Genomic DNA, 25420 nt, shown 5'->3' with positions numbered 1-25420 from the left:
CCCGAGCCAATATCTTTACCCTTGTGCTTGCCGTTGAGCATCGGCCCGCCGGTAACCACAATCGTGGGGATATCGCAGCTCGCCGCGCCCATTAATAGTGCGGGAGTCGTTTTGTCACAGCCGACCAGCAGTACCACTGCATCAATCGGGTTACCGCGAATCGCCTCTTCCACATCCATGCTCGCCAGATTGCGGGTAAACATGGCGGTGGGGCGCAGGTTCGATTCGCCGTTGGAGAACACCGGAAATTCGACCGGGTAGCCGCCCGCCTCTAATACCCCTTGCTTCACATGCTCCGCCAGCTTGCGAAAGTGGGCGTTGCAGGGGGTTAGCTCCGACCAGGTATTGCAGATGCCGATGATCGGCTTGCCCTGAAACTCATGGTCGGGGATGCCTTGGTTTTTCATCCAACTGCGGTACATAAAGCCGTTTTTATCGGCGGTGCCAAACCACTCGGCTGAACGTAAATAAGGTTTATTTTCTTTGGATGCGTCGCTCATTATCTCTCCTTTACCACTCGTTGCCAGTCACTAAGTCTTTTTGTAGTTACCGTAAAAACACACGACCTGAATCAGATGATTAGTTAAACCAGAGTGAATACCAGCCAGGATAAGCCGAAGGCCATTAGTGATATGCCAATCGAAATCACCGTCCAGGTTTTAAGCATGGTTTTAGTATCGACGCCTAGAAAGCGCCCCACTAACCAGAATCCTGAGTCGTTGACATGGGAGTAGCCGATGGCGCCGGCAACGATTGCCACCGCAATACAGGCTGTCGCTAATCCTGAAAGAGAGGGGTCAGCCAACACGACTGGGGCCATGATGCCCGCAGCAGTAGTTCCCGCGACGGTCGCAGAACCTTGCGCAATACGAATGACCGAAGCGATGACGTAACCTGCCAGGATAATAGGCAAGCCATAGTTTTGAAGGCTCGCCGCTAACGCATCACCGATACCGCTCGCGGTTAGTACGCCACCAAACATTCCCCCAGCACCGGTAATTAAAATAATGCTGCAAACAGGCGAAAGCGCTTTTTCAACGGTTTCATTAATAGAGCCAATGGCCTTGCGCGCTGACGAGCGAATGACCAGCAACCACATAGCGACACATGTGCTGATCAACATGGCAATCGGTGTTTCACCGATCAATATCAAGCCTTGCAAGATCGGGTTTTCAGCATCAACGACGCCACCTTCAGACAGCGTTGTAAGACCGGTATTGAGGAAAATAAGTACGAGCGGCAGTAACAACACTAAAAGTACAGTACGAAATGCCGGGCGTTTATCGACGGGCATCTCTTCATTACTTTCGCCCATCAGGCTGGGGACGGGTTGAAACGGCATGCGGTTAGCGAGCACAAGCGATAGACGGTAGCCCATCAAATACCAAGTAGGTAAACCGACCAGCAGCGCAATAAACAGCACTTTCCCAATATCAACCTGCAGGAAAACTGCCGCGGCTACCGGCCCTGGATGTGGCGGCACCAGCGCATGCATGACCAAAAAGGCACCTGCCGCTGGTAAGCCGTAAAGCAATAGCGATGCTTTAAGCTCTCTTGCCACGGAATAAATGACCGGCAGCATGACGACGAATGCCGCATCAAGAAAAATGGGGAAGCCAAATAGCAAGCACGCAATTGATAAGCCCAAGGGAGCTCGGCTATGGCCGAATAAGCGAATCAAGGTATCGGATAATACTTGGGCGCCTCCTGAAACGGCGACGATACGTCCCAGTACCGCGCCAAAACCAATCAATAGTGCAACGTTGCCTAAGGTGTTACCAAAACCACCTAAGAGCGTTGGAACTAAATCTTCCCCTGTAATGCCGGTTGCCAGTGCAGTACCAATACTCACGATCACCAGCGCGAAAAATGGATGAAGACGTATCCTGATGATCAATACCAGCAAAATAATGATGGCGGAAGCTGCTATCAGCATCAGGGCAAGGGTAGAAGCCCCCAGTGCTTGAGTGGTTTCTTGCATGGCGTTTTCCTAAGGTTTGTCGTTATTAATGCTGCGATATCTCGCACTTATCAAAGCAAGCGCACTATAAGCAGCCAGGCAATAACCAACAAATACAAAAACACCCAATGATTGATACCACTTTAGTTATCAACATAAGCATAAAGCCTGTGGTATGGGCGTAGTCGAAGGGGCTGAGTATTTTCAGATGAGACTAAAGTTGTTTCAGATTGAAGATAAATTAATGCCTCTACATCACGGCGTCATGCCAGTCTTCAGCATAATCAATGAGCAGGAGGTGATACGAAAGGCTATAAGAGCACGCTTAAGTATCATGGTTTTACGCCATCACGGCTCTTTACAAGCACGATGATGGCGTAGGCAAGCGCTTAGGAGAGGTTTTTCAGCAAACTAACCTGTGCTTTATTAATACAGATCATGCTGATGCCCGTTCTGATTTACGCTTTTGATAGCGATAAGCTTTAATCAACAGCGGTGAGCACCACAGCAAGATGACTGCAATGCCAAGCCCTGCACTGATGGGTCTTGCAAAGAAGCTGGTGAGGTCGCCACCGGTTCGCAGCATGGCGCTCATAAAGTTGTTTTCAACAACCGAGCCCAGGACCAAACCGAGTATGGCGGGGGCCATGGGGAAATCATTGACGGCTAGTAAATAGGCCACCAAGCCAACGATTAGCATTAACCAGATATCCACAACGCTATTGTTGATAGCGAAAGCACCCACAATGCAAAAGCATAATATGATGGGCATCAATACTCGGCTGGGTGTCAGAATGAATAACTTTGATAATCTGATAGCCATATAGCCAATAGGTAGCATCATCAGGTTAGCCAAGATAAACACAATGAAAAGTGCGTAGATTAACCCACTCCCATCCATAAAAATGGTGGGACCAGGGTTCATCCCCTTCATATACAAAACGCCAATCACGATAGCGGTAATGGAGTCGCCAGGAATCCCGAAGACCAGAGCGGGAACCCATGCGCCACTGATACCGGAATTATTGGCCGAGCTGGCATCGACAATGCCTTCGATATTACCGGTACCATATTTGGAACTGTCTTTTGACCTGCCTTTTCCCACACCATATGAGATCCAGGCGGCGATATCCGCACCCGCACCGGGTAACGCGCCAATCATTGTGCCGATTGAGCTGCCACGCACCATATTGCGCCAATAACGTTTAACGTGTCTCGGCACATTGTGGAAAACACTATCTTTATCAACAACGCTGATGGTTTTTTTCTCGGATTTTGAGCCGTAGTAACTCATCAGTTCATTAAGGGCAAACATACCGATCATAACGGGTATGAAGTTAATGCCTGCCATAAGATCGGGCACTCCAAACGTGAAGCGAGGAGCGCCACTCATCATATCCAGCCCTACCGTTGACAGCAGGACGCCAAAAAGCAGTGAAAGAAATGCCTTTGTTCTAGAGCCTACAGAGATAAAAATTGAGCAGCTTAGCCCTAGCACCGCGAGCCAAAAGTACTCAAACGCACTGAACTTGAGCGCTACTTCCGCGAGTGACTGAGCAACGACGATTAAAATGATGGTGCCAAAAATACCGCCAAAAACGGAGCAGACCAGATTAATACCCAGAGCTTCCCTCGCCCTGCCTTTTTTGGCTAACGCATGCGATTCACCCACATAGGCAGCAGAGGCAGGTGTACCCGGTATATTGAGATACGTACCGGGAATATCCCCCGCAAATATTGCCATAGCCGATGTGGTTACAATGGCAGCAATAGCAGGAATAGTGTCCATATAGAAGGTTAAAGGGACTAATAGTGCGACAGCCATGGTTGCCGTAAGACCGGGTACTGCACCAACAAATATGCCAAATAATGAAGCTGCCAAGATAACCAAGATGGTATCAAAATTTAAAACCAGCCCCACTCCATTCATCAAGATATCCATGGCAGGCTACCCCCTAATAAAACCCCTTGCGGCAATGGAATAAGCAAATAGTGCGAGAAAATAAAATAAATAGCGGATGACATAACCACAGAGGTTATCAGGGCCACGTAAATCTTTGTTTTTCTCAACAACATGAGCAAAAACATAATGATCGTTATGGTAAGCATTGCCCCCAGGTAATCGCTTGCCAGGATATAAAAGACGATCGCTATGGGGGGCAGCACCATCGCCCAGCCCATTTTCTCAGGCGGCGAGGTGGCGAGTGTCGGATCATCCTGTACTTCTTGAGCGGCCGCTTTTCTTCTCTGCCACAGCGAATTTAAGGTCAGTACCGCACCGCCGATGCAAAATCCCCCTCCAACGAGAGAGGGGAATAAAGAAGGCCCATACTGAAGGCTGGGTAGAGTAGGAAATTGCTGGGCTGTGATAATCGTCACAATCCCTGCAATCATAAACCCTATGCCGGCGAAAACATCTCTCATTGTCATTCCTTAGTTAGCTAAGCCAACTTGTTCAACAATTTCACCGAGAATGCCGTCCATCTCTTCCATCATTTGGCCAAATTCTTCCGCATTGCGCCACTCGGTTCCAAACCCTCTCTGCGTCATGAAATCCTGATACGTATCACTTTGATAAGCAGCCTCGAGCGCCGATTCGAGCGTTGCGACCACCTCTGCATCCATTCCTTGAGGGCCGACGATTCCGCGCCACGCACCTACTTGGTAGTCACTACCCACCAGTTCGTTGGCAGTAGGAATATCGGGGAAAGCCGAAAGACGCTCCGAGGCCATAACGGCAAAACTTTTCACGCGCCCGGCATCGATCATCGAGCGGGCTTCGGGTATTGACGTAGACACGACATCTACCCCGCCCGATGCCAGCTCTGTCATCGCGGGCGCCGAGCCTTCGCTTGGAACCCAGATAACCTGGTCGGCAGGAATGCCCTGATCCATCAAAAATCCCGCGAAAGCGAGATGCCAAATACCGCCCTGACCGGTTCCCGACGCGGTGAGGCTGCCTTTGGGCTGGGTGCGAATTGCCTCCATTAGCGTATCAAGACTGTCGAATGCTCCGTCGGTCGCGACCTGAATGCCGGGAGAGTCGTAGTTGATTTGCGCAATGGGGGTAAGGTCTTCGTAAGTCAAATCCGTCAACCCTTGCCAATGCATGGTATTGACCTCGACGGTCGCCAAGCCAATCGTATAGCCATCGGGCTTTGCGTTAAGTATGGCGGTATGCCCAACTACGCCGCTGCCGCCGGTACGATTCACCACGTTGACGTTCTGACCCAACTCCTCTTCCAGAGCACGGGCAATGGTGCGCGCTGTTGCATCAGTACCGCCGCCCGCGGCCCAAGGCACAATCAGCGTAATGGGGCGTTCTGGATAGTCTGCCAGGGCTGAGCCAGAGGCCACCATAATGGCTGCCGCTATACTGGATGTAATGAGTGTTTTTAGAGAATGGTTTGTCATTATCATTTTAAATATCCTCTGGTAGTTGCTGGCTTACATTTTATGGTTATGAAGACGGCTTAAGGCGTCTGAATCAGTAGGTTCTGGTTGACGGTTGAGGAGGCAGCTCTTTATAGCGGGCAAGCGTTGCCAGCGCCCCCTGACGGAGCAAGCTGATATCGATTCCTACCGCAATAAATTGGCAGCCTAACGCCTGATAGCGACGCGCATCCTCCTCAATCGGCGCCAAAATTCCTACTGGTTTGCCTGCCGCATGAACCGTCTTAATCACTTTTTGTATCGCACTTTGGACATCGGGGTGGCCAGGATTGCCGGGGTACCCCATTCCCACCGAAAGATCTGCTGGGCCAATAAAAATCGCATCCACGCCGTCGGTGGCGGCAATGGCTTCTGCCTGCTCAACACCTTTAGGTGACTCAATCTGGACAATCAGACAAAGCGACTCATGCGCTTTGTTCAGATAGTCATCCACGCCATCCCATCGGGTTGCACGTACCAACCCACCGCCCACACCGCGTACGCCATGCGGCGGGTAACGTGTTGCCCGTACCAGCGCGGCCGCTTGCTCAGCACTTTCCACCATCGGCACCATCAATGTTTGCGTGCCTATATCCAGTAACTGCTTGATCAATGCAGGGTCGTGATTAACGCTACGCACAACGGGAGCAGATGAGTAAGGCGCCACGGCCTGCAGCTGGGCCAAAATAGTGGGCACCGTATTTGGAGCATGCTCACCATCGATCAGCAGCCAGTCGAACCCGGTGTTAGCGATTATTTCAGCGGCATACCCCGTCGCAAAGCCAGCCCAGCAACCCCACATGGGTTCGCGCTTGATCAGCATGTTTTTAAAGGGATTAGTGGGCAATTGCATGCATTGACTCCTTTGGAAGGCAGATGAAAACCACTGGCTGAAGATCACCTACATCATTGACTGACCAAGTTTTATAAGCGCTGGCTTGTTGAACGCCACGTCTTCGTTTATGCCATAGCGCGAATACGGCCTGCTTAAGACCCACTCTTCCTGGTGAGGAGGAGAAAAGCAAAGGCCATATAAACGTGACAAATCAGGAAACGATTAAGTAGTGGCGGTTTCTACAACAACAGATCCTATTGTGAGAAACCGCCTACCGTGTCGTGCCTCAGTTAGCTAAGCCAACCTGTTCAACAATTTCACCGAAGACGCTATCCATCTCTTGCATCAGCTGCCCGAATTCTTCCGCATTACGCCATTCGGTACCAAAGCCTTGCTGATCCATAAAACCTTGATAAGTATCGCTGTTGTAAGCAGCTTCTAAGGCTGCCTCAAGCGTTGCCACTATCTCCGGGTCCATGCCTTTAGGACCGGCAATACCTCGCCACTCGCCCACTTGATAGTTAGTGTCGATCAATTCGCTGGTGGTGGGGATATCAGGAAAGCTGGGGATACGCTCAGGCGACATCACTGCAAAGCTTTTAACCCGCCCGGCTTCCATCATGGAGCGGCCTTCCGGCACGGAGCTGGGTACGATATCAATACCCCCAGATACCAGCTCTACCATCGCTGGCGCCGCGCCTTCGCTAGGAATCCAAGTAACCTGGTCAGCGGGAATATCCTGGTCCATCAAAAAACCCGCAAAGGCTAAATGCCAAACACCACCTTGGCCGGTGCCGGAGGCAGTAAACGTGCCCTTAGGCTCAGTTCGTATAGCTTCGAGCAGCTCTTCAAGGCTCTCATAAGGAGAATCTGCGGCGACCTGTATGCCGGGGAAGTCATAGTTGATTTGCGCAATCGGGGTGAAGTCTTCATAGGTAAGATTGGTTAAACCCTGCCAATGCATCATGTTCACTTCACCGGTCGCCAGACCAAGCGTATAGCCATCCGGCTTGGCATTGATCATGGCAGTATGACCAACAACGCCACTGCCCCCGGTGCGGTTAACAACGTTAACGTTCTGGCCCAGCTCTTCTTCCAGTGCGCGGGCGATAGTACGCGCTGTCGCATCAGTGCCGCCACCCGCAGCCCAGGGTACAATCAGCGTAATAGGACGTTCTGGATAATCCGCAAGGGCTGCGCCAGAGGCCACCAGAACCGCTGCCGCTACGCTGGAAGCGAGGAGTGTCTTGATCTTGAGAGAATGGTTTGTAATTGTCATATCCACTTTCCTTTAGTCGTTAACTGCCTGGATTTGATTATGGTTTTTTGAAACTGCCGGGTTCCATCCTTTATTGCGATCCTGCCAAAAACTTCCTTTATTTCTATTAAGCCGATAAACCTTATCTTTTAGAAAGCCTCATTAAGCATCTTGAAAAAGTCTTCTTTGGAAGGTGCACGTGGGTTGGTAGCCGTAGAGTGGTCTTCCAATGCCCACTGTGCCACTTGGTCTAGATGTTCTTCTCTAACGCCCATTTCACTCAGGCTGGAAGGCATGCCCAACTTAATATTGAGCTTTTCAAATGCTTCGGCTACATCGTCCCCCTGAGCAAGCCCCATCGCATCTTTGAGGCGAGCAAATTTTTCCTCGCAATCACGCTGGTTAAACCTGAGAACAGTCGGCATTAGCACGGCATTGAGCGTGCCGTGGTGAAGTTTTAGCTCGTGCAGCCCGCCTAACGCATGGGATAGAGAGTGCACCGCCCCCAACCCTTTCTGAAACGCCATCGCTCCTTCAAGGGCAGCCATCATCATTTCATTTCTAGCGGTTAAGTTAGTGCCGTTTTCAACCGCCTCGACCAGATGGGCGCTCGCGCGCTTCAGGCCGTCCAATGCAATCGCCTCAGCAGGAGGATTCACTTTAGGGCTTAAAAAGGTTTCAACACAGTGAGCAATCGCATCCATGCCCGTTGCGGCAGTTAGAAACGGTGGTAAACCGAGCGTTAAACGTGGGTCGCAGATAGCGACAGCGGGAATCAGATACGGAGAAAGAAAACCCAGTTTCCGGTCATCTTTCATGGTAATCAGAGAGGCGCGCCCCACCTCACTGCCCGTACCCGCGGTGGTGGGTACCGCAATCAGCGGCAGCACATCGGCATTGATCTTAGCGACCCCACCCTCGATCGCCGCGTACTGGCGTAATGGCGCGGGGTGGTTAAAAAGTAAAGCGACTGCTTTAGCCAAATCAATGCTGGAACCACCGCCCACGGCCACAATGCCATCACACTCGCTTTCTCGCAGGAACGTCAGGGCTTGCTCTACAGCGGCTTCAGTAGGATTGGAAGGCGTGCCATCGAAAACGCATGCCTGCTCATTAAACTCTTTAGACAGTTCTGCAGATTCAATCACCTGCGTAATGAGAGGAGTACTACTCAGCCCCTTGTCAGTTACGAATAGAGGCCTTCTCACCTTGAGCAACTTCAGCTCATTAGCTAGCTCTGCAATCGCATTCTCACCGAACTGAATTTTCGTTAAGTAATTGATGATGTAGGGCATTTTCATTTCTCATTATTGTTTTGCTTGAAACCAAATATGCATTTTATTTAAAGGTGTCATACAGCATACCTGCATGACAATAGTTCAATGATGATATTTTGGCCACTTATGTCTTCTAGAAGAAAACATGAAGGAATACTTAAAACAAAAATCCATAAAAATCATAAAGTTGAACTCTTTATCGGTAGACGATAATTAATCCGCTGGCTACCGCCCACTTCTGTACCAAGGGTTAAATATCCGATATCTGAAAGCAATCTAGATCAAATGAACATTGCATTCAATGAGCATTATATAGGACGATAGTATAATCGACGTGCACTGCTTAATTGCTAAAGTGCATCAACAGTGACCGCTTACTAGCTTGCGCATAGCTCTTACCTAAAAAGCCAATAATAAGTTTGAGGTAAACGATGGATCTCATTAACTCCCCGTCCGTTATTATTCAGCTCAACCCTCGGGATAACGTGGGTGTGGCCTCAAAAGCGGTACCCAACGGGTTTCCGATTGATAAAAATGGCACCCTTGCTAAAGAGAATATCGATGCTGGTCATAAAGTTGCGTTAACTAAAATCAATAAGGACGAGGCTGTTTATAAATATGGCCAACTTATTGGGATAGCGGCGCAGGACGTAGAACCCGGTGAGCATGTACACACCCACAATCTCACCATGATAGAACTCGATTCTTCATTAAAAGGTTTTCAGCCTCACCCGCAAACAGACACCACAAGTAGTTCACGCACCTTCCAGGGCTTTCAACGTGATGACGGTAGCGTAGGCACGCGTAACTACATTGGTATTCTGTCGACCGTTAACTGCTCCGCGACGGTAGCGAAAGCAGCGGCAGACACACTCAATCAGTCTGACGAACTAACCCAGATGGGGTTCGATGGTGTCGTCGCAATCACCCATGGCTCGGGTTGTGCCATGAACACGGACTCAGAAGGCTTTTCTTTTCTTGAGCGCGTTATCGCCGGTTATGCTCAGCATCCCAATTTTGCCTTTGTACTCATTATCGGTTTGGGCTGTGAGACCAATCAGGTCAAAACACTCGTCGCAAAAAAAGGCTTAGAAGACGCTTCGCGGCTAGCTTACTTCAATATTCAGGATGCGGGAGGAACCCGTACCAGCATTAAAACCGCGTGCGATCACATTATGCAAATGGCTGCTCAGCATGGGCAGATGCGGCGTGAACCTGCGCCCCTAAAGCACCTTGTGGTTGCACTGCAGTGTGGCGGCTCAGATGGGTATTCAGGGATTACGGCGAACCCCGCGCTTGGCCACGCGGCTGACCTTATCGTGCAACATGGGGGCAGCGTGATCCTTGCAGAAACTCCCGAGATTTACGGCGCTGAGAACCTTCTGATAGATCGCTCTATCAACGAAAACGTCGCGCAAAAGCTGCTTGATCGTATTACATGGTGGAAGCATTACACCGAAATAAATGGTGCCGAGTTAAATAACAACCCGTCGCCGGGCAATAAAGCGGGCGGGCTTTCGACGATTCTTGAAAAGTCACTAGGGGCCGTTGCGAAAGGTGGCAGTTCAAGCCTTAACGATGTGCTGCACTATGCCGAAAAGATAACTACTCGTGGCTTTAATTTTATGGATAGCCCGGGCTACGACCCCGTTTCTGTTACCGGGCAAATTGCCTCTGGATCAACGGTTGTCTGCTTTACTACCGGACGAGGATCGGTTTCAGGTTTTAAACCCGCGCCCTGCCTGAAGCTCGCAACCAATACCTCCATGTATGAGAAAATGCATGAAGACATGGATATAAACTGTGGCGTTATCGTCGATGGCACTGCCAGTGTAGAAGACGTCGGGGAACAGATTTTTGAGCGTATCATCGCCATCGCCTCAGGCGACATGAGTGCTAGCGAGTCACTGGGTTATGGTAGTAATGAGTTTGTTCCCTGGTTGGTAGGTGCCATTACCTAATATTTATTTAAGGGCAACTAACTACCTATGACACAAACGCTGCGCGACCAGCTCTATACGGCTCTTAAGCAGGGTATTGTCGGGAAACGCCTGGAACCCGGCCTTGTGCTGCTTGAGGGGAATATAGCCGAGCTGTTTGGTATCAGCCGCTCCCCTGTTCGCCAAACCCTGAGCCGGTTGCATGAAGAGCAGTATATCTGCCGCTTTGAGGGGCGCGGCTATCTGGTGGGTGCATCGCCGCAAGAGATAGTGCGGCGCTCGCTCAGTGAAGGTGATTTCAAACAACGTGGCCACATTCCCAAAGTCGATCGAACCGTTTCCTGGCGCGCCCACATCGACAGCGTCGAACATGCCATTGTTCTATGCTCGATTAAGGGCGCCTTTGAGCTTAATGAACTCAAGCTTTCCAAATCACTGAATGTCAGCCGCACGGTTACTCATCAAATCCTGCTCCATTTGCAGTCTATCGGCCTAGTCGAAAAGATTAAATATAACAGCTGGAGTGTGGTCCCCTTAGATGACAAGCGACTGCACAATCTTTATGAAGCACGCCGCCAACTAGAACCTTACATGATTGCGCGTGCCGCCAAGAATATTTCTGAAAGTGTACTCAATGGCTTTATTGCCAAACTCCAGCACGCCGCAGACAGCTATCCTGACATTAAAGGTGAATTGCTAGATGAGTTAGAAAATGATCTTCACCATACCGCCGTTAGCTTAGGTGATAACCAGGAAGTAATGAATATGCTGCGGCGCACTCATCCTATCTTATTAATCAGCAAACACCTGCTTGGGCGAGTACTTAAACTTCCTGATCAAGATCCTTTTTTTGATGAGCACTTGTGGGTATTCGAAAAAATGCGCCTGCAAAAGCCTCATCTGGCTGCACAATTCTTAATGGCTCACTTAGAGCGCTCAGAGTCAAAAGTGCTTGAGCGTCTTATCAACTTCAGAGAATCAGGTGATATAAACATACCGCTTTATCTAAGAGGATAAGCCAATAGCATTACCTCAATAACAATAAAAGCGGTTTAACAGTCTCCCCAGCGTTAGAGGAACTAATAATGACAACGTTACGGTCTATCGGCTTTATTGGCACCGGCATTATGGGTGCTCCTATGGCACGGCGCTTGGCCAAAGCAGGCCACCAGGTGCGTGCCTGGAACCGGACAAAGAGCAAGGCCGACAGCCTGGAAACGGTGGGTGTCGAGACAGTGGAAAGGCCTGAACAGGCAGTCACCGAAAGCGATGTTGTGATCGTTATGCTCAGCTCGGGGCCGGTGTGCGATGAATTACTGTTAGGTCCAGATGGCCTGCTCAATGCCATGCAGCCTGGCGCCACTCTGATCGTCATGAGTTCCATCCCGGTCGAGACGGCACGCCGCCAAGCTGAGGAGGCCGCAACCTATCAGATTCACTACTTGGACGCGCCGGTATCCGGTGGTGAGCAGGGGGCGATTGATGGCACCCTGGCCATCATGGCGGGCGGAGACGCTGCAAGCTTCAAAGCCGTTGAGCCCATCCTCCTATCGCTCGGCAGGCCGGTACATGTTGGCCCAGCGGGCAGCGGTGAGCTGGTCAAGCTTGCCAATCAGATGATCGTGGCCAATACCATTGCTACCGTGGCCGAAGCCATATTACTGGCAGAGCAAGGGGGAGCTGACCCTGCGCAGATGTTGAACGCGCTGCAAGGAGGCTTTGCCGATTCGACCATTCTGCGTATCCACGGCCAGCGCATGATCAAGGAGGATTTTACTCCCGGCGGGCCGTCGAAATGGCAATTGAAAGACACCCAGACCGCCATGGCCTTGGCCCAGCAATTGCAGCTTAAGTTGCCAGTCTCCTCGATGGTCAACGGGCTTTATGAAGCGCTTATCGCCCAGGGAGAGGGTGATCTTGACCATAGCGCCCTGATACGCCAGCTCAGACGCCACAACCAATAAGCAATCCGTCCACTCATAACGCCGGGAAAATAAACACAATGAGCCAACATTACGATGTTCAGGAAATAACGCGCTTCAGCACTGACTTACTTTTAGCCGCAGGCCTTGATGAGGATAAAGCCAAGGCCGTCGCTAAGGTATTGGTCGAAGGCGACCTGATGGGGCATACCACTCACGGGCTGCAACTTCTTGCTCCTTATCTTGAGGAAATACAGTCAGGCCGCATGCCGGTTACCGGAGATTATGAGGTCATTTCCAAACGTTCCGCCGTACAGACCTGGGATGGCCGCTATCTACCCGGGCCGTGGCTGATCCTCAAAGCCATGGAAGCCGCGGAATTCATGGCGCGCGACTGCGGTACCGGTACGGTTGTGATTCGACGCTCTAACCATATTGCCTGCCTGGCCGCCTACCTAAAGCGTGCTACCGATCAAGATCTTGTGGTGGTGATTGAATCATCCGATCCGGCGACTAAATCCGTTGCCCCGTATGGCGGGCTAGAGGCGACCCATACGCCCAACCCAATCGCCGTGGGCTACCCGACTGATTCAGGCCCTGTCCTTTTGGATGTCAGCACATCCATTACCACCAATGGCATGGTGGGGCGGCTTAACAAGCAAAATAGCCGCTTGCCTTATCCGTGGCTTAAAGACAACCAAGGCCAGGCGACTGATCGCCCCGAGGTACTTTTCAACGAGCCCAAAGGCAGTATTATGCCCATCGGTGGGCTGGACCATGGCCACAAAGGCTACGCACTAGGGCTCATGGTGGAAGCCTTGACGTCTGGTCTGGCGGGGTTCGGGCGCGTCCAGGCGCCTTCGCAGTGGGGTGCTTCGGTCATGGTGCAGGTGCTGGACCCGGAAGCCTTTGGTGGGCTTGAAGCGTTCAAGCGTGAAACCGGCGCGCTGGCCGATGCGTGCCGTAACAACCCAGTCGCCGAAGGCGATCCTCAGGTACGCATTCCTGGAGAGCGCGGGCTCGATTTACACAAGCGCTACTCACAACAAGGCGTCCCGCTTCCAGAGGGTGTTCCCGAAGCGCTTCACGATTGGTCAGAGCGTTTAGGCGTTGCTTTCCCTCAGACACGCCAATAACCGCTTTCTGTTTCGATTTAGGTTCAGGTTCAGGTTCAGGTTCAGGTTCAGACAAGTGAGCGTTATCTAAGACGTAATCAAATAACTAATTGGAGGTCACCATGAAACAGGAACGTATCGGATTCATCGGGCTCGGCTTAATGGGTAAGGAAATGGCCCGCAATATAGTGCGTAATGGCTACCCGCTAAGCGTTATGGCTCACCGCAATCGCTCGCCTTTAGAGGTGCTCTCTGCCGAAGGGGCAGTTGAAGTTGCAAGTGCTGCCGAGATGGCCAAAAACAGCGATATTGTTTTTATCTGCGTCAAGACATCCGAACAGGTTAGTGAGATTGTGACCGGAGCCGATGGTTTGATGGTCGGGGCCCATGAAGGACTGATTATTGTCGACTGCTCTACGGCCCATCCTGAATCAACCGAGCGCCTTGCTGAAACTGTCGCACAGCAAGGAGTCACCCTGGTTGACGCGCCGTTAGCCCGTACGCCGCGCGAAGCCCGTGAGGGGCGGCTCAACGTCATGCTGGGAGGCGATACATCAACGGTTACACGCATTACGCCGGTCATCGAAAGCTTCGCCGAGAACATCTTTCATGTGGGTGCCGTCGGGTCAGCGCATAAGCTGAAACTGATTAATAACTTCCTGTCGCTGGGTGCTGCAGCGCTGGTTAGCGAAGCCGCTACCATGGCTGCCGGAATGGATGTCCCGCAGGAGAAACTGCTGGAAATCTGTTCTCAGGGCGGTGCCAATAGCGCCATGCTGGCTCCGGTTATGGAGTGGGTGCTGCAGAAAGAGTGCACGAAACTGCAGTTCAGCCTTGGAAATGCAGAGAAAGACATGCGCTACCTGGCTGAAACGCTAAGCGATTACCGACTAACGTCCGACATGCTTCCCCCACTTTGCGAGTTCCTTAAACAGGCTCGAAATGACGTGGGGGAAGAGAGCTTCGTTCCCCAGGCTTACGACAGCTGCATGCAGCGCAATAAAATGGCCTCAGACGGCAACAAGCACTGAGATAGGCCCTCGGCTACCTCGCCATCGCGGCTTAACCTTCTACCGCGACTCTTTCCACCGCGACTTGGTAGCCGTTCATTCCACAAACGCGTCGGTTGCCTCGCGGTGGCCATATAAAAACGCGTCAGCCACTTGGCGTAGCGGCGCGACATCCACGTCACTACGCCCGCTGGCGACAAGCTCAATAAAGTGGTTATAAAGGCCGGCATACTCGCGCTCCTCCTCATCCACTTTAAGCTCGTCGTTAATCATCAGGCGCCGCCCACCCAGGGTCAGGCTCAAACGGCCTTTATCCGTATCGACATGGATATCCCAGGTTTGCGGGCCAGTTTGGCGAAAATCAAAGACCGCCTCAATCTCGGCACCGTTTGGATCGGTAAAAGACAGCTCAGCGGCAATCGGGGTCTGGCAGTTAGTCGGCACCCATAACTGAGCCTGGCGCAGAAAAAACGCTTGGGGAAGAATGCTGGTGACGATTGAAAGCGCGTTGATACCGGGATCAAACACCCCCATCCCGCCCGGTTGCCATATCCACGCCTGACCTGGGTGCCATACCCGTACGTCTTCTTTCCACTCGATCTCAACGCGCTGTACTTGGCACGCTGCAAGCCACTGTTTGGCTTGTGCAACGCCGGGGGCAAAGCGTGAGTGCCAGGCGGCAAACAGACTAACGCCCTGCTCTGCAGCCAGCGAAATCAAGCTTTCCACTTCACTGAGTGTGGCCCCGGGTGGCTTTTCCAGCAGCACATGCTTGCCACGCAGCAATGCAAGGCGTGCCTGAGAGTAACGCAGGTGCGTCGGCGTACAGATTGCCACAGCGGTTATTTCAGGGTGGGCATCAAGCATCGCGCTCAGGTCTTGATAGGCAGGTACATCCGGAAATGTTGCGTGTGGATCTGCCGTGGCGACAAGCTGGCAGTGCGGGATGGTGGCTATCGCCGGAAGGTGTTGGTCGCGAACGATTTTGCCCACACCCACTAGGCCGAGTTTGAAGTCAGACATGTGCTTGCCTTCGTTTTGATGTGAAAGGTTTAATGTGAAAGGTTTAATGTGAAAGCTTAACGAGAAATAGATTCAGGGAGCAGTATTGGGCAGCTCAACGCTGCGCCCTAATGAGCTGACGCTATGCTCAAGCCCTAGCGCTTCTGCCGTGCCCGCCAATACTGCCTGAGCCGCCAGAAACGCCTCGCGAGGGCGACGCAGCCGGATGCTTTCCATCAGCTGGCGATGACGTTCCAGGCTCTCTTCCGGATCAGAGGCGCTTTCGTTCGACATCGAGACCAGCAGGTAGATGGAGGGTCGCAGGATATGCGACAGCTGCGCCCAGACGATATTGTGGGTCGCCTTGAAGATTGCCTCGTGAAAGGCAATATCACATTCGCTGTGTAAACGCCGCTCCTCTTGGCAGGTCGCGTTGCGCAGGTTCTGCCCCAGCCCTTCAAAGGCCTCTTCGATGGCCACTAAATCACGTGCCTTGGCGCGCTTGGCGGCAGTCATCGCCACATAGGGTTCAACATCCAGGCGAAATGCGAGGATTTCGCGCTGAATATCGGGATTGGGGGCCGCATAACGGGTCAGCCAGTCGGTCACCTGGACATCGAGAATATGCCACTCTGAGTACTCACGCACCTTGGAGCCGTGGCCAGAGATACGCTCAATAATGCCCGCCTCCACCAGTTGGCGCAGGTCGCTACGCACCGCCGAGCGGTTGATGGCAAAGCGTTCGCATAGATCCAATTCACGCGGCACAAAGTCGCCGGGGCGATAGCGCCCGCCGAAGATCTCCTCGGCGAGGTGTTCAGCGATACTGGGGCGAGCCGACGGCTTACTGAGAGATGATGTCACTGCGATAAGACCCTATTTCAATTCCAGCCAATCATAACGTACTTGACCGGTCTACGGTGACAGGCGGCGTCGTTTCGGCGACGGCAATAGTTTCAAGCCCGGCGCGCTGCCTAAGCTCCAGCCGCCGTTCATAAAGGCCTTTAGCGCTTAGCGTGCCAAGCACCAAAGCGCCGCCCACCATGGCGACCGGTGCGGGCTGTTCAGCCAGAATCCACCAGGCCAGCAGCGTGCCCACTACGACTTCCAGCAACAGCAGCAAGCCGACTTCAGCGGAAGGCAGATACAACGGCCCGCGCTGCAACAGCGTGACGCCGCAAGGCACAATGATCAGGCAAAGCAATACCACCACCGCAAGTTGATTTGTAGCGGGCAAGGACGGCTCGCTCCCCGCCAGCCAGAAAATCCCTGCTACGCTTCCTACAATAAGGCCGTTGAATACCAGCATCGGGCTCATATCCACCCCCGGCCGCGTACGGCAGAGGGTAAAGTTAATCGCCAGGGTCGTCGCCGTCACCAAGGCGAAAGCGTTGCCTACCCACGAGCCTGCGCCCGAGTCATCTAACGCAATCATGGCGACACCCGCCATGCATAAACAGATCGCGAGCCACGTCCGCCGTGGCAAGCGCTCCTTGAGAATGACCCAGGAGAGAATTGCTGCGATCAGCGGCGCACTGGCCAGTATCATCAACACGTTGCCTGCCTTGGTGTACTGATTGCCAAGCACAAAACCGCAGGTGGTCAGGCTGAACAGTAGCGCCACGGCGATGCCGGTCCAACCACAGCGGCGATAGGCCGCCAACGTGCCGCGGCCATAGCGCGCCAGGGCGATTAGTAAAAACCCCAGCGCGGAGAGAAAACCGCGCCACATGAGAATCTCGGCATCCGGCAGGTCGGCTACCTTGATCAGCAAAGCATCCGGCGCCATGATCATCGCACCGCCACCGGTCAACAGCAGCCCCTGCTGGCGATGAGAGAGAGCGCTAAAGCGACTCATGCTAGTGATTATCTCTGGGCGGATGCTGGCGGGCCACATCGCGGTACTTGGTCGCAGGTTCTAACGTCATGCCGCGATCCAGCGGCTCGACCATGCTGCGCTGAATCTCTTGCCAAGGGGTCTGGTGGCCTGGATAACGGTAGCCGCCCTGCTGAGCCAAACGCTTGCGGCGTGCTTCCAGCTCACTGGCGTCAATCAGCAGTTGCACCTCGCCACGCTTAAGATCAACCCGCAGCTGATCACCGCTCTCAAGCAGCGCCAGCCCGCCCCCGGTGGCCGCTTCTGGAGACGCGTTGAGAATCGACGGCGAGCCGGAAGTACCTGACTGCCGCCCATCGCCCAGGCAGGGCAGCGATTCAATCCCCTGTTTGATCAACGCCTCGGGCGGCTGCATGTTGACCACCTCGGCGCCGCCGGGATGCCCTACCGGGCCAGCGCCACGCATCACTAGAATGGTGCGGGCATCGATATTCAGCGCCGGATCATCAATACGCGCGTGATAATCTTCTGAACCATCGAACACCACTACCTTGCCTTCAAAAGCTTCAGGGTCGCTTGGGTCATTCAGAAAGCGCTCGCGGAAATCCCTTGAGATAACGCTGGTTTTCATCAGCGCGGATTCGAAAAGATTGCCCTTGAGATTGAGAAACCCTGCATGGGCCACCAGCGGCTCGGCGTAGCGGCAAATCACGTCAGGGTCCTGGGTTTCCCGGCCCTGCAGATTATCGCCCAGAGAGCGGCCATTCACCGTCAACGCATCGCTGTGCAGCTTGCCGGCCCCCTGTAGTTCATGGAGGATCGCGGGCACGCCACCCGCACGGTAGAACTCTTCACACAGAAAAGCACCGGCAGGCATCACGTTGGCCAGCAGCGGAATCTCGTGACCCAGGCGCTGCCAGTCATCGTTATTAAGCTCAACGCCTGCATGACGGGCGATAGCGTTAATGTGAACCGGCGCGTTGGACGAGCCGCCCAGCGCCGAGCAGGCCACGATGGCATTCTCAAACGCTTCGCGGGTCAGAATATCCAGCGGGCGCAGGTCTTCCCAGACCATATCGACGATTCGCACGCCGGTGTCATAAGCCACCATCGCGCGCTCTTTATAGGGCGCGGGAATGACCGCCGAGCCCGGCAGACTCATGCCCAATACCTCCGCCATGGAGTTCATGGTGGACGCCGTGCCCATGGTATTGCAGTGGCCAATCGAAGGCGCTGAGTCGCTGGCGCGGGAAAGAAACTCGGCGTAGTCGATATCTCCCGCTGCCAGACGCTTGCGCAGCTCCCAGATAATCGTGCCCGAGCCCACCCGCTCGGAGCCCCGCCAGCCGTTTAGCATCGGCCCACCGGACAGCACAATCGCGGGGATATTTACCGTTGCCGCAGCCATCAGCGCGGCGGGAGTGGTTTTGTCACAGCCGGTGGTTAGCACCACGCCGTCCAACGGATAGCCATGGAGCACCTCCACCAGCCCCAGGTAGGCTAGGTTGCGATCCAACGCCGCGGTAGGCCGACGCACATTTTCATGAATAGGATGCATGGGAAATTCAAACGGCACGCCACCCGCCGCGCGAATGCCGTCTTTAACCCGCTTAACCAAGTCAATATGGTGGCGGTTGCACGGGGTTAAGTCAGACCCTGACTGGCAGATACCAATAATCGGTTTACCGCTCGTCAACTCATCCAAGGTAATGCCGTAATTGAGGTAACGCTCAACACACAGCGCCGTGGTGCCGGGGTGGTCAGGGTTATCGAACCAGTAACGTGAACGCAACTGCTCAGGGGTTATTCGATGAGGGTTGGCCATGACTGCGCTCCACGCCTAAAGTAAAGGTAAAACGTCAGTAGGCGTGCCTAAACCACACAGCCGACCCTACTAACATTCTCAATGAAATAATCTCCTTTAAACGCAAGGAGTGGGTTGCCATGACGGTACGCGTTCTCCACCGAATCGTCGATACATACAAAAGTATATGTTGAACATATCTTCAAAACGTTAGACATTCAGTGCAGGGCTGCGGCGCTTATCTCACGAGGGAAGTGCCGCACAAACATAACAACAACCATGTTGCAGCTCGCTTGCAAGACGTTCTTCGAAGCGGCCTGCTGTACGCCAGGAGAGTGATAACGATGCATTATCTTTGGAAGCGCACCCTGTTAATGGCCGGTGCTACGCTGCTCAGCTCAGGCATGGCTTACGCGCAAACGCCCGATCTTTCTGACCCGCCCGAGATCGAAGGTGGCGTTGTAGGTGACCACGGCAACGTGACCCTACGCATGGGGCTTGGCCTCGCCGAAACCTCGCCTCAGTACATTTCCAGCAAGTACTTTGCGGATATTCTTGACCAGCGCAGCGAAGGAAGAATCAGCGTCAATATCTTCCCCAACAGCCAGCTGGGTGACGACGTGCAGATGATGGAAATGCTCCAGACCGGTACGCTGGACATGACCTACCCATCGTCCTCCCCCGCTACCGGCTACGTTGAAGAGCTGTCAGTTTTCGACCTGCCGTTCCTGCTTCCTACTCGTGAGGCCGCCATTGAGGCCATGCGTAGCGACGCCGCTCAAGAGATGCTCGACGCGTTTGACGGCACCGGCATCAAGGCACTGGCCTTTGCTGAAAACGGATTCCGCCAGCTTTCCAATAGCGCACGCGAAGTTTCATCGCCGGAAGACGTAGCCGGTTTAGACGTTCGCGGTCTTTCCGTGCGCACCATGGAAAACCCCGTTCACCTGGCTATCTGGCAGGCACTCGGCGCCAACCCGACGCCCATGGCATTCGGCGAGCTGTTCTCAGCCATGGAACAAGGTGTTGTCGATGGCCAGGAAAATCCCTGGAGTACCATCCTGACGTCCAACTTCTACGAAGTGCAGGACTACGGCTCCGAAACACGTCACGTTTACACCCCCTTTATCAAGATGATCTCTCAGCGTACCTGGGATCGCCTTGACCCTGAGTATCAGGAGCTGGTCCAGGAAGCCGCCCTGCAGGCCGCCGATTATGAAATCCAGCTTTCGGCCGAGTACGACGACTGGGCACGCGACCAGCTTGAAGAGCGTGGCATGCAAATTACCCGTCTTAATGACGAGCAGATAGCCGCTTTCCAGGAAGCCGTACAGCCGGTTTATGACGAGTGGGCACCACGCATTGGTGAAGACTTAGTGGCAGAGTTCCAGCGGCTCGCCGGATCGACAGCAGCCCAATAGGTATCCGCTGATACTTCGGATTGCTCTCGTGCGCATTTTCCACGACTAGACCATGCAAGAGGCCAACGCCTCTTGCATGGTCGTTACCTGTCTTTTCGGAGAGCACATGGACAAACCTGATACTCCCATTCCGGATACCGCGGCCTTTTTCGACGACCCTCAGCGCGAACCGCTGGAGATCGATACCGAACAGCGCCGCGGCCCTGCGCTGTTTCGTTGGCTGACCCTGGCGATGGAACACACGATTGCGGCTCTACTGGTAGCGCTCATCTTGTCGGTGTCAGCCAACGTAGTGGGACGTGCCGTATTGAATCACTCGCTGCCCTGGGCTGATGAGCTGGCACGCATGCTGTTTATCTGGCTGATTTTCCTGGGTGCCGCGGCGGCATTCGCCCGCTATGAACATATTGCGGTGGATATCTTGGTGCGCAGGTTAAAACCGCGCGCCGCTCATGCGCTGTATCTGTTTCAGCATCTGGTGATCACCGCGCTGATGGGGGTCATTGTCTGGGGTGGCTTTCTGGTGATGTCGCGTGCCTCCGGGCGTACCGCAATCCTTGGCGTGCCGTGGAATATCGTCAATGTCTCGCTGGTACTTTGCGCCGCCTTTATTGCCGCCGTGGCTATCTGGCGCGCCTGGCAAAGCATTTTGCAGATACGCTCGCCGAACGTCATGCCCACCGCTGATGGAGACCGTTAGACCATGCTATGGATTTTTCTAGGCATCTTGTTCGCCTCGCTGGCCCTGGGCCTACCCATCGCCTTTGGCTTGGGCGTTGCGGCCGTGGTGATGGCGCTACTTTCGGATATTCCTCTGTCCATCATGATTGAGCAGTCAATCCGTGGGGTAAACAGCTTCCCACTGTTGGCCATACCGTTCTTTATCCTGGTAGGCGAAGTAATGAGCAACGGCGGCATTGCCCGCCGCTTAATGGAGCTTGCCGGCGCTTTGGTCGGTTTTGTACGCGGTGGTCTGGGACAGGTTGCGATTACAGGTTCCATGTTTTTTGGCGGCATCAGCGGTTCTGCCGTGGCCGATACGGCTGCGACCGGCGCGATGATGATTCCCTCCATGACCAAGCAGGGCTATACCGCCCCGCAGGCCACGGCGATCAATACCGTATCCTCGGTTATCGGCATCATTATCCCACCTTCCATACCTCTTATTTTGTTTGGCATCGTGACCGAAACCTCGATTAGCCGTCTGTTTATCGCCGGTATCGTTCCGGGGATATTGATTGGCTTTGGGCTAATGGCCACGACCTTCATCATGGCCACCATCGGTCACGCTGGCCAGACCCGCAAGTTCCGTTTCGATGTGCTGTGGCAAGCATTCAAGGCAGCATGGCTTGCCTTGGTACTGCCGGTGATCGTGATCGGCGGGATTATCGGCGGCGTATTTACCGCCACTGAAGCAGCCGTTGCCGCGCTGCTCTACTCGCTGTTTATCTCGCTGGTGGTCTACCGCGAATTCCACATCCGCGAGCTGTGGGGCATGTTGATTCGTACCGCTCGATTGACCGGGATGGTTTTGCTTCTGCTGGCGTTTGCCACCGTCATCGCCTGGTTTTTGACTATCAATATGGTACCGCAAACGCTGGTTACCCAGGTTCAGGCAATCACCCAGGACCCCTTCTTACTGCTATTGATCGTTGCGGGTTTACTGCTACTCGTAGGGTTCGTAATGGACCTGACGCCCGCCATGGTAATCATGGCGCCGATGCTGACGCCTATCGTTACCTCGGTGGGCGTTGATCCGGTCTACTTTGGCGTACTCATGGCGTTCATTCTGGGTATCGGCCTTTTAACACCGCCGGTGGGCACCTGCCTATACGTTGGCTGTGGCGTCGGCAAGGTCTCCATGGAACAGCTGGTCAAGGCCATGCTGCCCTACTACGCCGCCCTGCTGGTGGTGCTGGTTATCTTGATTGCCTTCCCCGGCATTGTGACGTGGCTACCTGATCTCACTGCTGTGCGCGGCAACTAATCACCGACATTATATAAGGAAATCATATGCGCTTGATCCAGTACCTCGACCAGAACCAAGTCCAGGTCGCTCTGGTGGAGGATGGCCAGACCGTACGCCCCATCAAGATCGAAGGCGGCACCTATGGGTTAGCCAAAGCGGCTATCACTGCCGGGGAGTCGCTTGAGCAAGCTATTAAATCGCGCCTCGGCGATGCCCAGGTTGATTATCAGACGTTAATCGACGAGCAGCGCCTGTTGCCGCCGCTCACCCACCCCGACCCTGCCCACTGCCTGGTGACCGGCACCGGCCTTACCCACTTGGGCAGCGCCGATACACGATCCGCCATGCATGCCAAAACCCAGGTGGCCGAGGAGGAGCTGACCGACTCGATGCGTATGTTTAAACTCGGCGTTGAAGGCGGAAAGCCCTCAGATAACGCCGAAGGGTCACAGCCAGAGTGGTTCTATAAAGGCGATGGCGACTGCATCGTCGCGCCGGAAGCAGATATGCCTTCTCCCGCGTTTGCCCAAGATGCTGGTGAAGAGCCCGAGCTTGCCGGGCTTTATATTGTCGCTGATGATGGCACACCGTGGCGAATCGGCTACGCTGTAGGCAATGAGTTTTCCGACCACGTTACCGAGCGTTTTAACTACCTGTGGCTGGCACACTCCAAACTGCGCGCCTGCAGCATCGGGCCTGAACTTTTGGTCGGCGAGCTTCCTGCTCACCTTGAAGGCACCAGCCGCATCGTGCGCGATGGTCAGACGCTGTGGGAAAAGCCGTTTTTAACCGGTGAGGCCAATATGGCCCATAGCCTCGCCAACCTTGAGTACCACCACTTCAAATATCCCGGCTTTCGCCGCCCAGGCGATATCCACGTTCACTTCTTCGGCACCGCTACTCTTAGTTTTGCCGACCAGATACAAACCCGCGATGGTGACCGTTTCGAGATTACGCTTAACGACTTTGGCCGCCCGCTACGCAACACGCTACGCATGCCAACCAATCACAAGCACGAGAAAACCACCGTCAACGCGCTTTAACAGGAGGCTACATGACACTGCAAGGCACACTGCTTATCGGTCAACAGGCCGTCACCGGCTCTCAAGCCGATATTGTTGCCGTCAACCCAGCTACCGGCGAAACGCTGCCGCCGCGCTATCCCGGTGGTAGCCGCGCCGAGGTTGAAAAAGCCTGCCAGCTTGCCGAGGAGGCGTTTGGTCAATACCGCGAAACCTCGCTTGAAGCGCGCGCCCATTTCCTGGAAACCATTGCCGAGGAGATTGAGGCCATTGGTGCTGACTTGACTCAGCGCGGTGTGGCGGAAACCGGACTGCCTGAAGCCCGCCTTGAAGGCGAGCGTGGCCGGACCTGCGGCCAGCTGCGGCTGTTCGCCTCGGTAGTACGCGCAGGCGAATGGTTAGATTTACGCTTTGATCCGGCGCAGCCTGAGCGCCAACCCATGCCGCGTGCGGATTTACGTCAGCGCCATATCCCTCTTGGCCCCGTGGCCGTATTTGGTGCCAGCAACTTTCCACTGGCCTTCAGCGTTGCCGGGGGCGATACCGCCTCGGCACTCGCGGCGGGCTGTCCGGTAGTGGTCAAGGGCCATTCTGCCCACCCCGGTACTTCTGAGCTGGTAGGCCGCGCCATTCAACGCGCCGCGGCCAAGTGCAAAATGCCAGAAGGCGTATTTTCGCTACTGTTCGGCTCAGGGCGCGATATTGGCCAGGCGCTGGTCTCGGACCCGCGTATTAAAGCGGTCGGCTTTACCGGCTCGCGTAGCGGCGGCATGGCCTTGATGGCGACTGCTCAAGCCCGCCCCGAGCCGATTCCCGTTTATGCAGAGATGAGCAGCATTAACCCGGTATTCCTGTTCCCCGAGGCACTGAAAGCCCGTGGTGCGAAAATTGCCGAAGGCTTTGTGGCTTCGCTGAATATGGGCGCAGGCCAGTTCTGCACCAACCCAGGCCTGGTGATTGGTCTTAAAGGTGCCGACCTGGATGCGTTTGTTTCTGCGGCCGGAGAAGCCGTTAAAGCCAGCGGTGCCCAAACGATGCTGACGCCCGGCATTCATGAAGCCTATCAAAGTGGCGTATCGGCGCTGTCGGGCCAGCCAAGCGTGAAGGAAGTGGCGCGCGGCCAGGCAGGCAGCGGTCCGCATAGCTGCCAACCGGGCTTATTTGTGGCCAGCGCTCAGGACTTTCTGAGCGATGATGCCCTACAGGGCGAAATTTTCGGTGCGGCCTCGCTGGTCATTGAGTGCTCCGACGCGCAGGAGATGCAGCGTGTCGCAGAGCAAATCGAAGGCCAGCTGACCATTACCCTGCAAATGGACGATGGCGACCTGGAGGCTGCTAAGGCGCTGCTGCCGACGCTTGAACAGCGCGCCGGTCGACTCCTGGCCAATGGCTGGCCTACCGGGGTCGAAGTGGGCCATGCGATGGTCCACGGTGGGCCTTTTCCGGCAACGTCTGATAGCCGCACCACGTCCGTCGGCAGCGCTGCGATTTATCGCTTCCTGCGCCCAGTGTGCTATCAGGACCTGCCTGCTGGCTTACTGCCTGAAGCATTGCGCGACGATAATCCGTTTAAGGTTTCGCGACTGGTGGATGGCAAGCGTGAGGGCTAGCCCCGA

The 25420-nt window shown here is 54.2% G+C and carries 22 protein-coding genes; 10 read left to right on the top strand and 12 right to left on the bottom strand.

Translation table 11 applies throughout. The features are described 5' to 3' along the window. The 8 genes from D467_RS0108980 to gbd form a co-directional block, all read right to left on the bottom strand. Positions 1-500 (bottom strand): dihydroxy-acid dehydratase domain-containing protein (locus D467_RS0108980; protein WP_018917178.1); only part of this gene is annotated, 500 nt, incomplete at its 3' end. 83 nt (positions 501-583) lie between these two features. Beyond that, a complete protein-coding gene (locus D467_RS0108975; RefSeq protein WP_018917177.1) occupies positions 584-1981 on the bottom strand; it encodes a GntP family permease in 1398 nt (465 codons plus the stop codon). A gap of 415 nt (positions 1982-2396) precedes the next feature. Further along, the gene (locus D467_RS0108965; protein WP_026285686.1) at positions 2397-3902 is read right to left on the bottom strand and encodes a tripartite tricarboxylate transporter permease; all 1506 of its coding nucleotides are present in this window, start codon (positions 3900-3902) and stop codon (positions 2397-2399) included. Continuing rightward, positions 3890-4384 (bottom strand): tripartite tricarboxylate transporter TctB family protein, encoded by a 495-nt coding sequence (locus D467_RS0108960; RefSeq protein WP_018917174.1) that lies wholly within the window; start codon positions 4382-4384, stop codon positions 3890-3892. The genes D467_RS0108965 and D467_RS0108960 overlap by 13 nt, the downstream gene beginning before the upstream one ends. A 9-nt stretch (positions 4385-4393) precedes the next feature. After that, positions 4394-5380 carry a tripartite tricarboxylate transporter substrate binding protein gene (locus D467_RS0108955; RefSeq protein ID WP_155826460.1) on the bottom strand — a complete coding sequence of 329 codons (987 nt, stop codon included), beginning with the start codon at positions 5378-5380 and terminating at the stop codon, positions 4394-4396. 67 nt (positions 5381-5447) lie between these two features. Then, entirely contained in the window at positions 5448-6245 is a 798-nt protein-coding gene (locus D467_RS0108950) for an HpcH/HpaI aldolase family protein (RefSeq protein ID WP_018917172.1), read from the bottom strand. Between the two features lie 268 nt (positions 6246-6513). Continuing rightward, entirely contained in the window at positions 6514-7506 is a 993-nt protein-coding gene (locus tag D467_RS0108945; protein ID WP_018917171.1) for a tripartite tricarboxylate transporter substrate binding protein, read from the bottom strand. A 128-nt stretch (positions 7507-7634) separates the two neighbouring features. Next, positions 7635-8780, bottom strand: coding sequence for a 4-hydroxybutyrate dehydrogenase (gene gbd, locus D467_RS0108940; RefSeq protein ID WP_018917170.1), 1146 nt, complete (start codon positions 8778-8780; stop codon positions 7635-7637). A gap of 413 nt (positions 8781-9193) precedes the next feature. Between gbd and D467_RS0108935 the strand changes: the two genes are divergently transcribed. The 5 genes from D467_RS0108935 (at position 9194) to D467_RS0108915 (ending at position 14770) form a co-directional block, all read left to right on the top strand. After that, entirely contained in the window at positions 9194-10723 is a 1530-nt protein-coding gene (locus D467_RS0108935; protein ID WP_018917169.1) for a UxaA family hydrolase, read from the top strand. 27 nt (positions 10724-10750) lie between these two features. Then, a complete protein-coding gene (locus D467_RS0108930; protein WP_018917168.1) occupies positions 10751-11719 on the top strand; it encodes a GntR family transcriptional regulator in 969 nt (322 codons plus the stop codon). A 68-nt stretch (positions 11720-11787) separates the two neighbouring features. Beyond that, entirely contained in the window at positions 11788-12666 is an 879-nt protein-coding gene (locus tag D467_RS0108925) for an NAD(P)-dependent oxidoreductase (RefSeq protein ID WP_018917167.1), read from the top strand. A 38-nt stretch (positions 12667-12704) separates the two neighbouring features. Then, complete coding sequence (locus tag D467_RS0108920) at positions 12705-13760, top strand: Ldh family oxidoreductase (protein ID WP_018917166.1); 1056 nt, start codon at positions 12705-12707, stop codon at positions 13758-13760. 101 nt (positions 13761-13861) lie between these two features. Continuing rightward, positions 13862-14770 (top strand): NAD(P)-dependent oxidoreductase, encoded by a 909-nt coding sequence (locus tag D467_RS0108915; protein ID WP_018917165.1) that lies wholly within the window; start codon positions 13862-13864, stop codon positions 14768-14770. Positions 14771-14845: 75 nt separating this feature from the next. Here the strand turns inward: D467_RS0108915 and D467_RS0108910 are convergent, their stop codons facing one another. The 4 genes from D467_RS0108910 to D467_RS0108895 all read right to left on the bottom strand — a co-directional run bounded on the left by D467_RS0108910 (position 14846) and on the right by D467_RS0108895 (position 19413). Continuing rightward, a complete protein-coding gene (locus D467_RS0108910; RefSeq protein WP_018917164.1) occupies positions 14846-15772 on the bottom strand; it encodes a Gfo/Idh/MocA family protein in 927 nt (308 codons plus the stop codon). A gap of 72 nt (positions 15773-15844) precedes the next feature. Beyond that, positions 15845-16615, bottom strand: coding sequence for a FadR/GntR family transcriptional regulator (locus tag D467_RS0108905; RefSeq protein ID WP_018917163.1), 771 nt, complete (start codon positions 16613-16615; stop codon positions 15845-15847). 31 nt (positions 16616-16646) lie between these two features. After that, positions 16647-17609: a DMT family transporter gene (locus tag D467_RS0108900; RefSeq protein ID WP_018917162.1), complete on the bottom strand. Its 963-nt coding sequence runs from the start codon at positions 17607-17609 to the stop codon at positions 16647-16649. A gap of 1 nt (position 17610) precedes the next feature. Continuing rightward, positions 17611-19413 (bottom strand): IlvD/Edd family dehydratase, encoded by a 1803-nt coding sequence (locus tag D467_RS0108895; protein WP_018917161.1) that lies wholly within the window; start codon positions 19411-19413, stop codon positions 17611-17613. 323 nt (positions 19414-19736) lie between these two features. Here D467_RS0108895 and D467_RS0108890 point away from each other — a divergent pair, with 323 nt between their 5' ends. The 5 genes from D467_RS0108890 (at position 19737) to D467_RS0108870 (ending at position 25414) form a co-directional block, all read left to right on the top strand. Beyond that, a complete protein-coding gene (locus tag D467_RS0108890; RefSeq protein WP_018917160.1) occupies positions 19737-20813 on the top strand; it encodes a TRAP transporter substrate-binding protein in 1077 nt (358 codons plus the stop codon). Positions 20814-20919: 106 nt separating this feature from the next. Next, on the top strand, positions 20920-21513 hold the full coding sequence (locus D467_RS0108885) for a TRAP transporter small permease (protein WP_018917159.1): 594 nt from the start codon (positions 20920-20922) through the stop codon (positions 21511-21513). A gap of 3 nt (positions 21514-21516) precedes the next feature. Beyond that, the gene (locus D467_RS0108880; protein WP_018917158.1) at positions 21517-22800 is read left to right on the top strand and encodes a TRAP transporter large permease; all 1284 of its coding nucleotides are present in this window, start codon (positions 21517-21519) and stop codon (positions 22798-22800) included. 26 nt (positions 22801-22826) lie between these two features. Beyond that, complete coding sequence (gene araD1, locus D467_RS0108875; protein ID WP_018917157.1) at positions 22827-23825, top strand: AraD1 family protein; 999 nt, start codon at positions 22827-22829, stop codon at positions 23823-23825. A gap of 11 nt (positions 23826-23836) precedes the next feature. Continuing rightward, positions 23837-25414: an aldehyde dehydrogenase (NADP(+)) gene (locus D467_RS0108870; protein ID WP_018917156.1), complete on the top strand. Its 1578-nt coding sequence runs from the start codon at positions 23837-23839 to the stop codon at positions 25412-25414. Positions 25415-25420: the final 6 nt, after the last annotated feature.

It is taken from the genome of Vreelandella zhanjiangensis DSM 21076 (assembly GCF_000377665.1).
Taxonomy (GTDB): Bacteria; Pseudomonadota; Gammaproteobacteria; order Pseudomonadales; family Halomonadaceae; genus Vreelandella; species Vreelandella zhanjiangensis.
The sequence above is the reverse complement of the archived record's forward strand: the minus strand, read 5'-3'. Positions and strand labels throughout refer to the sequence as shown.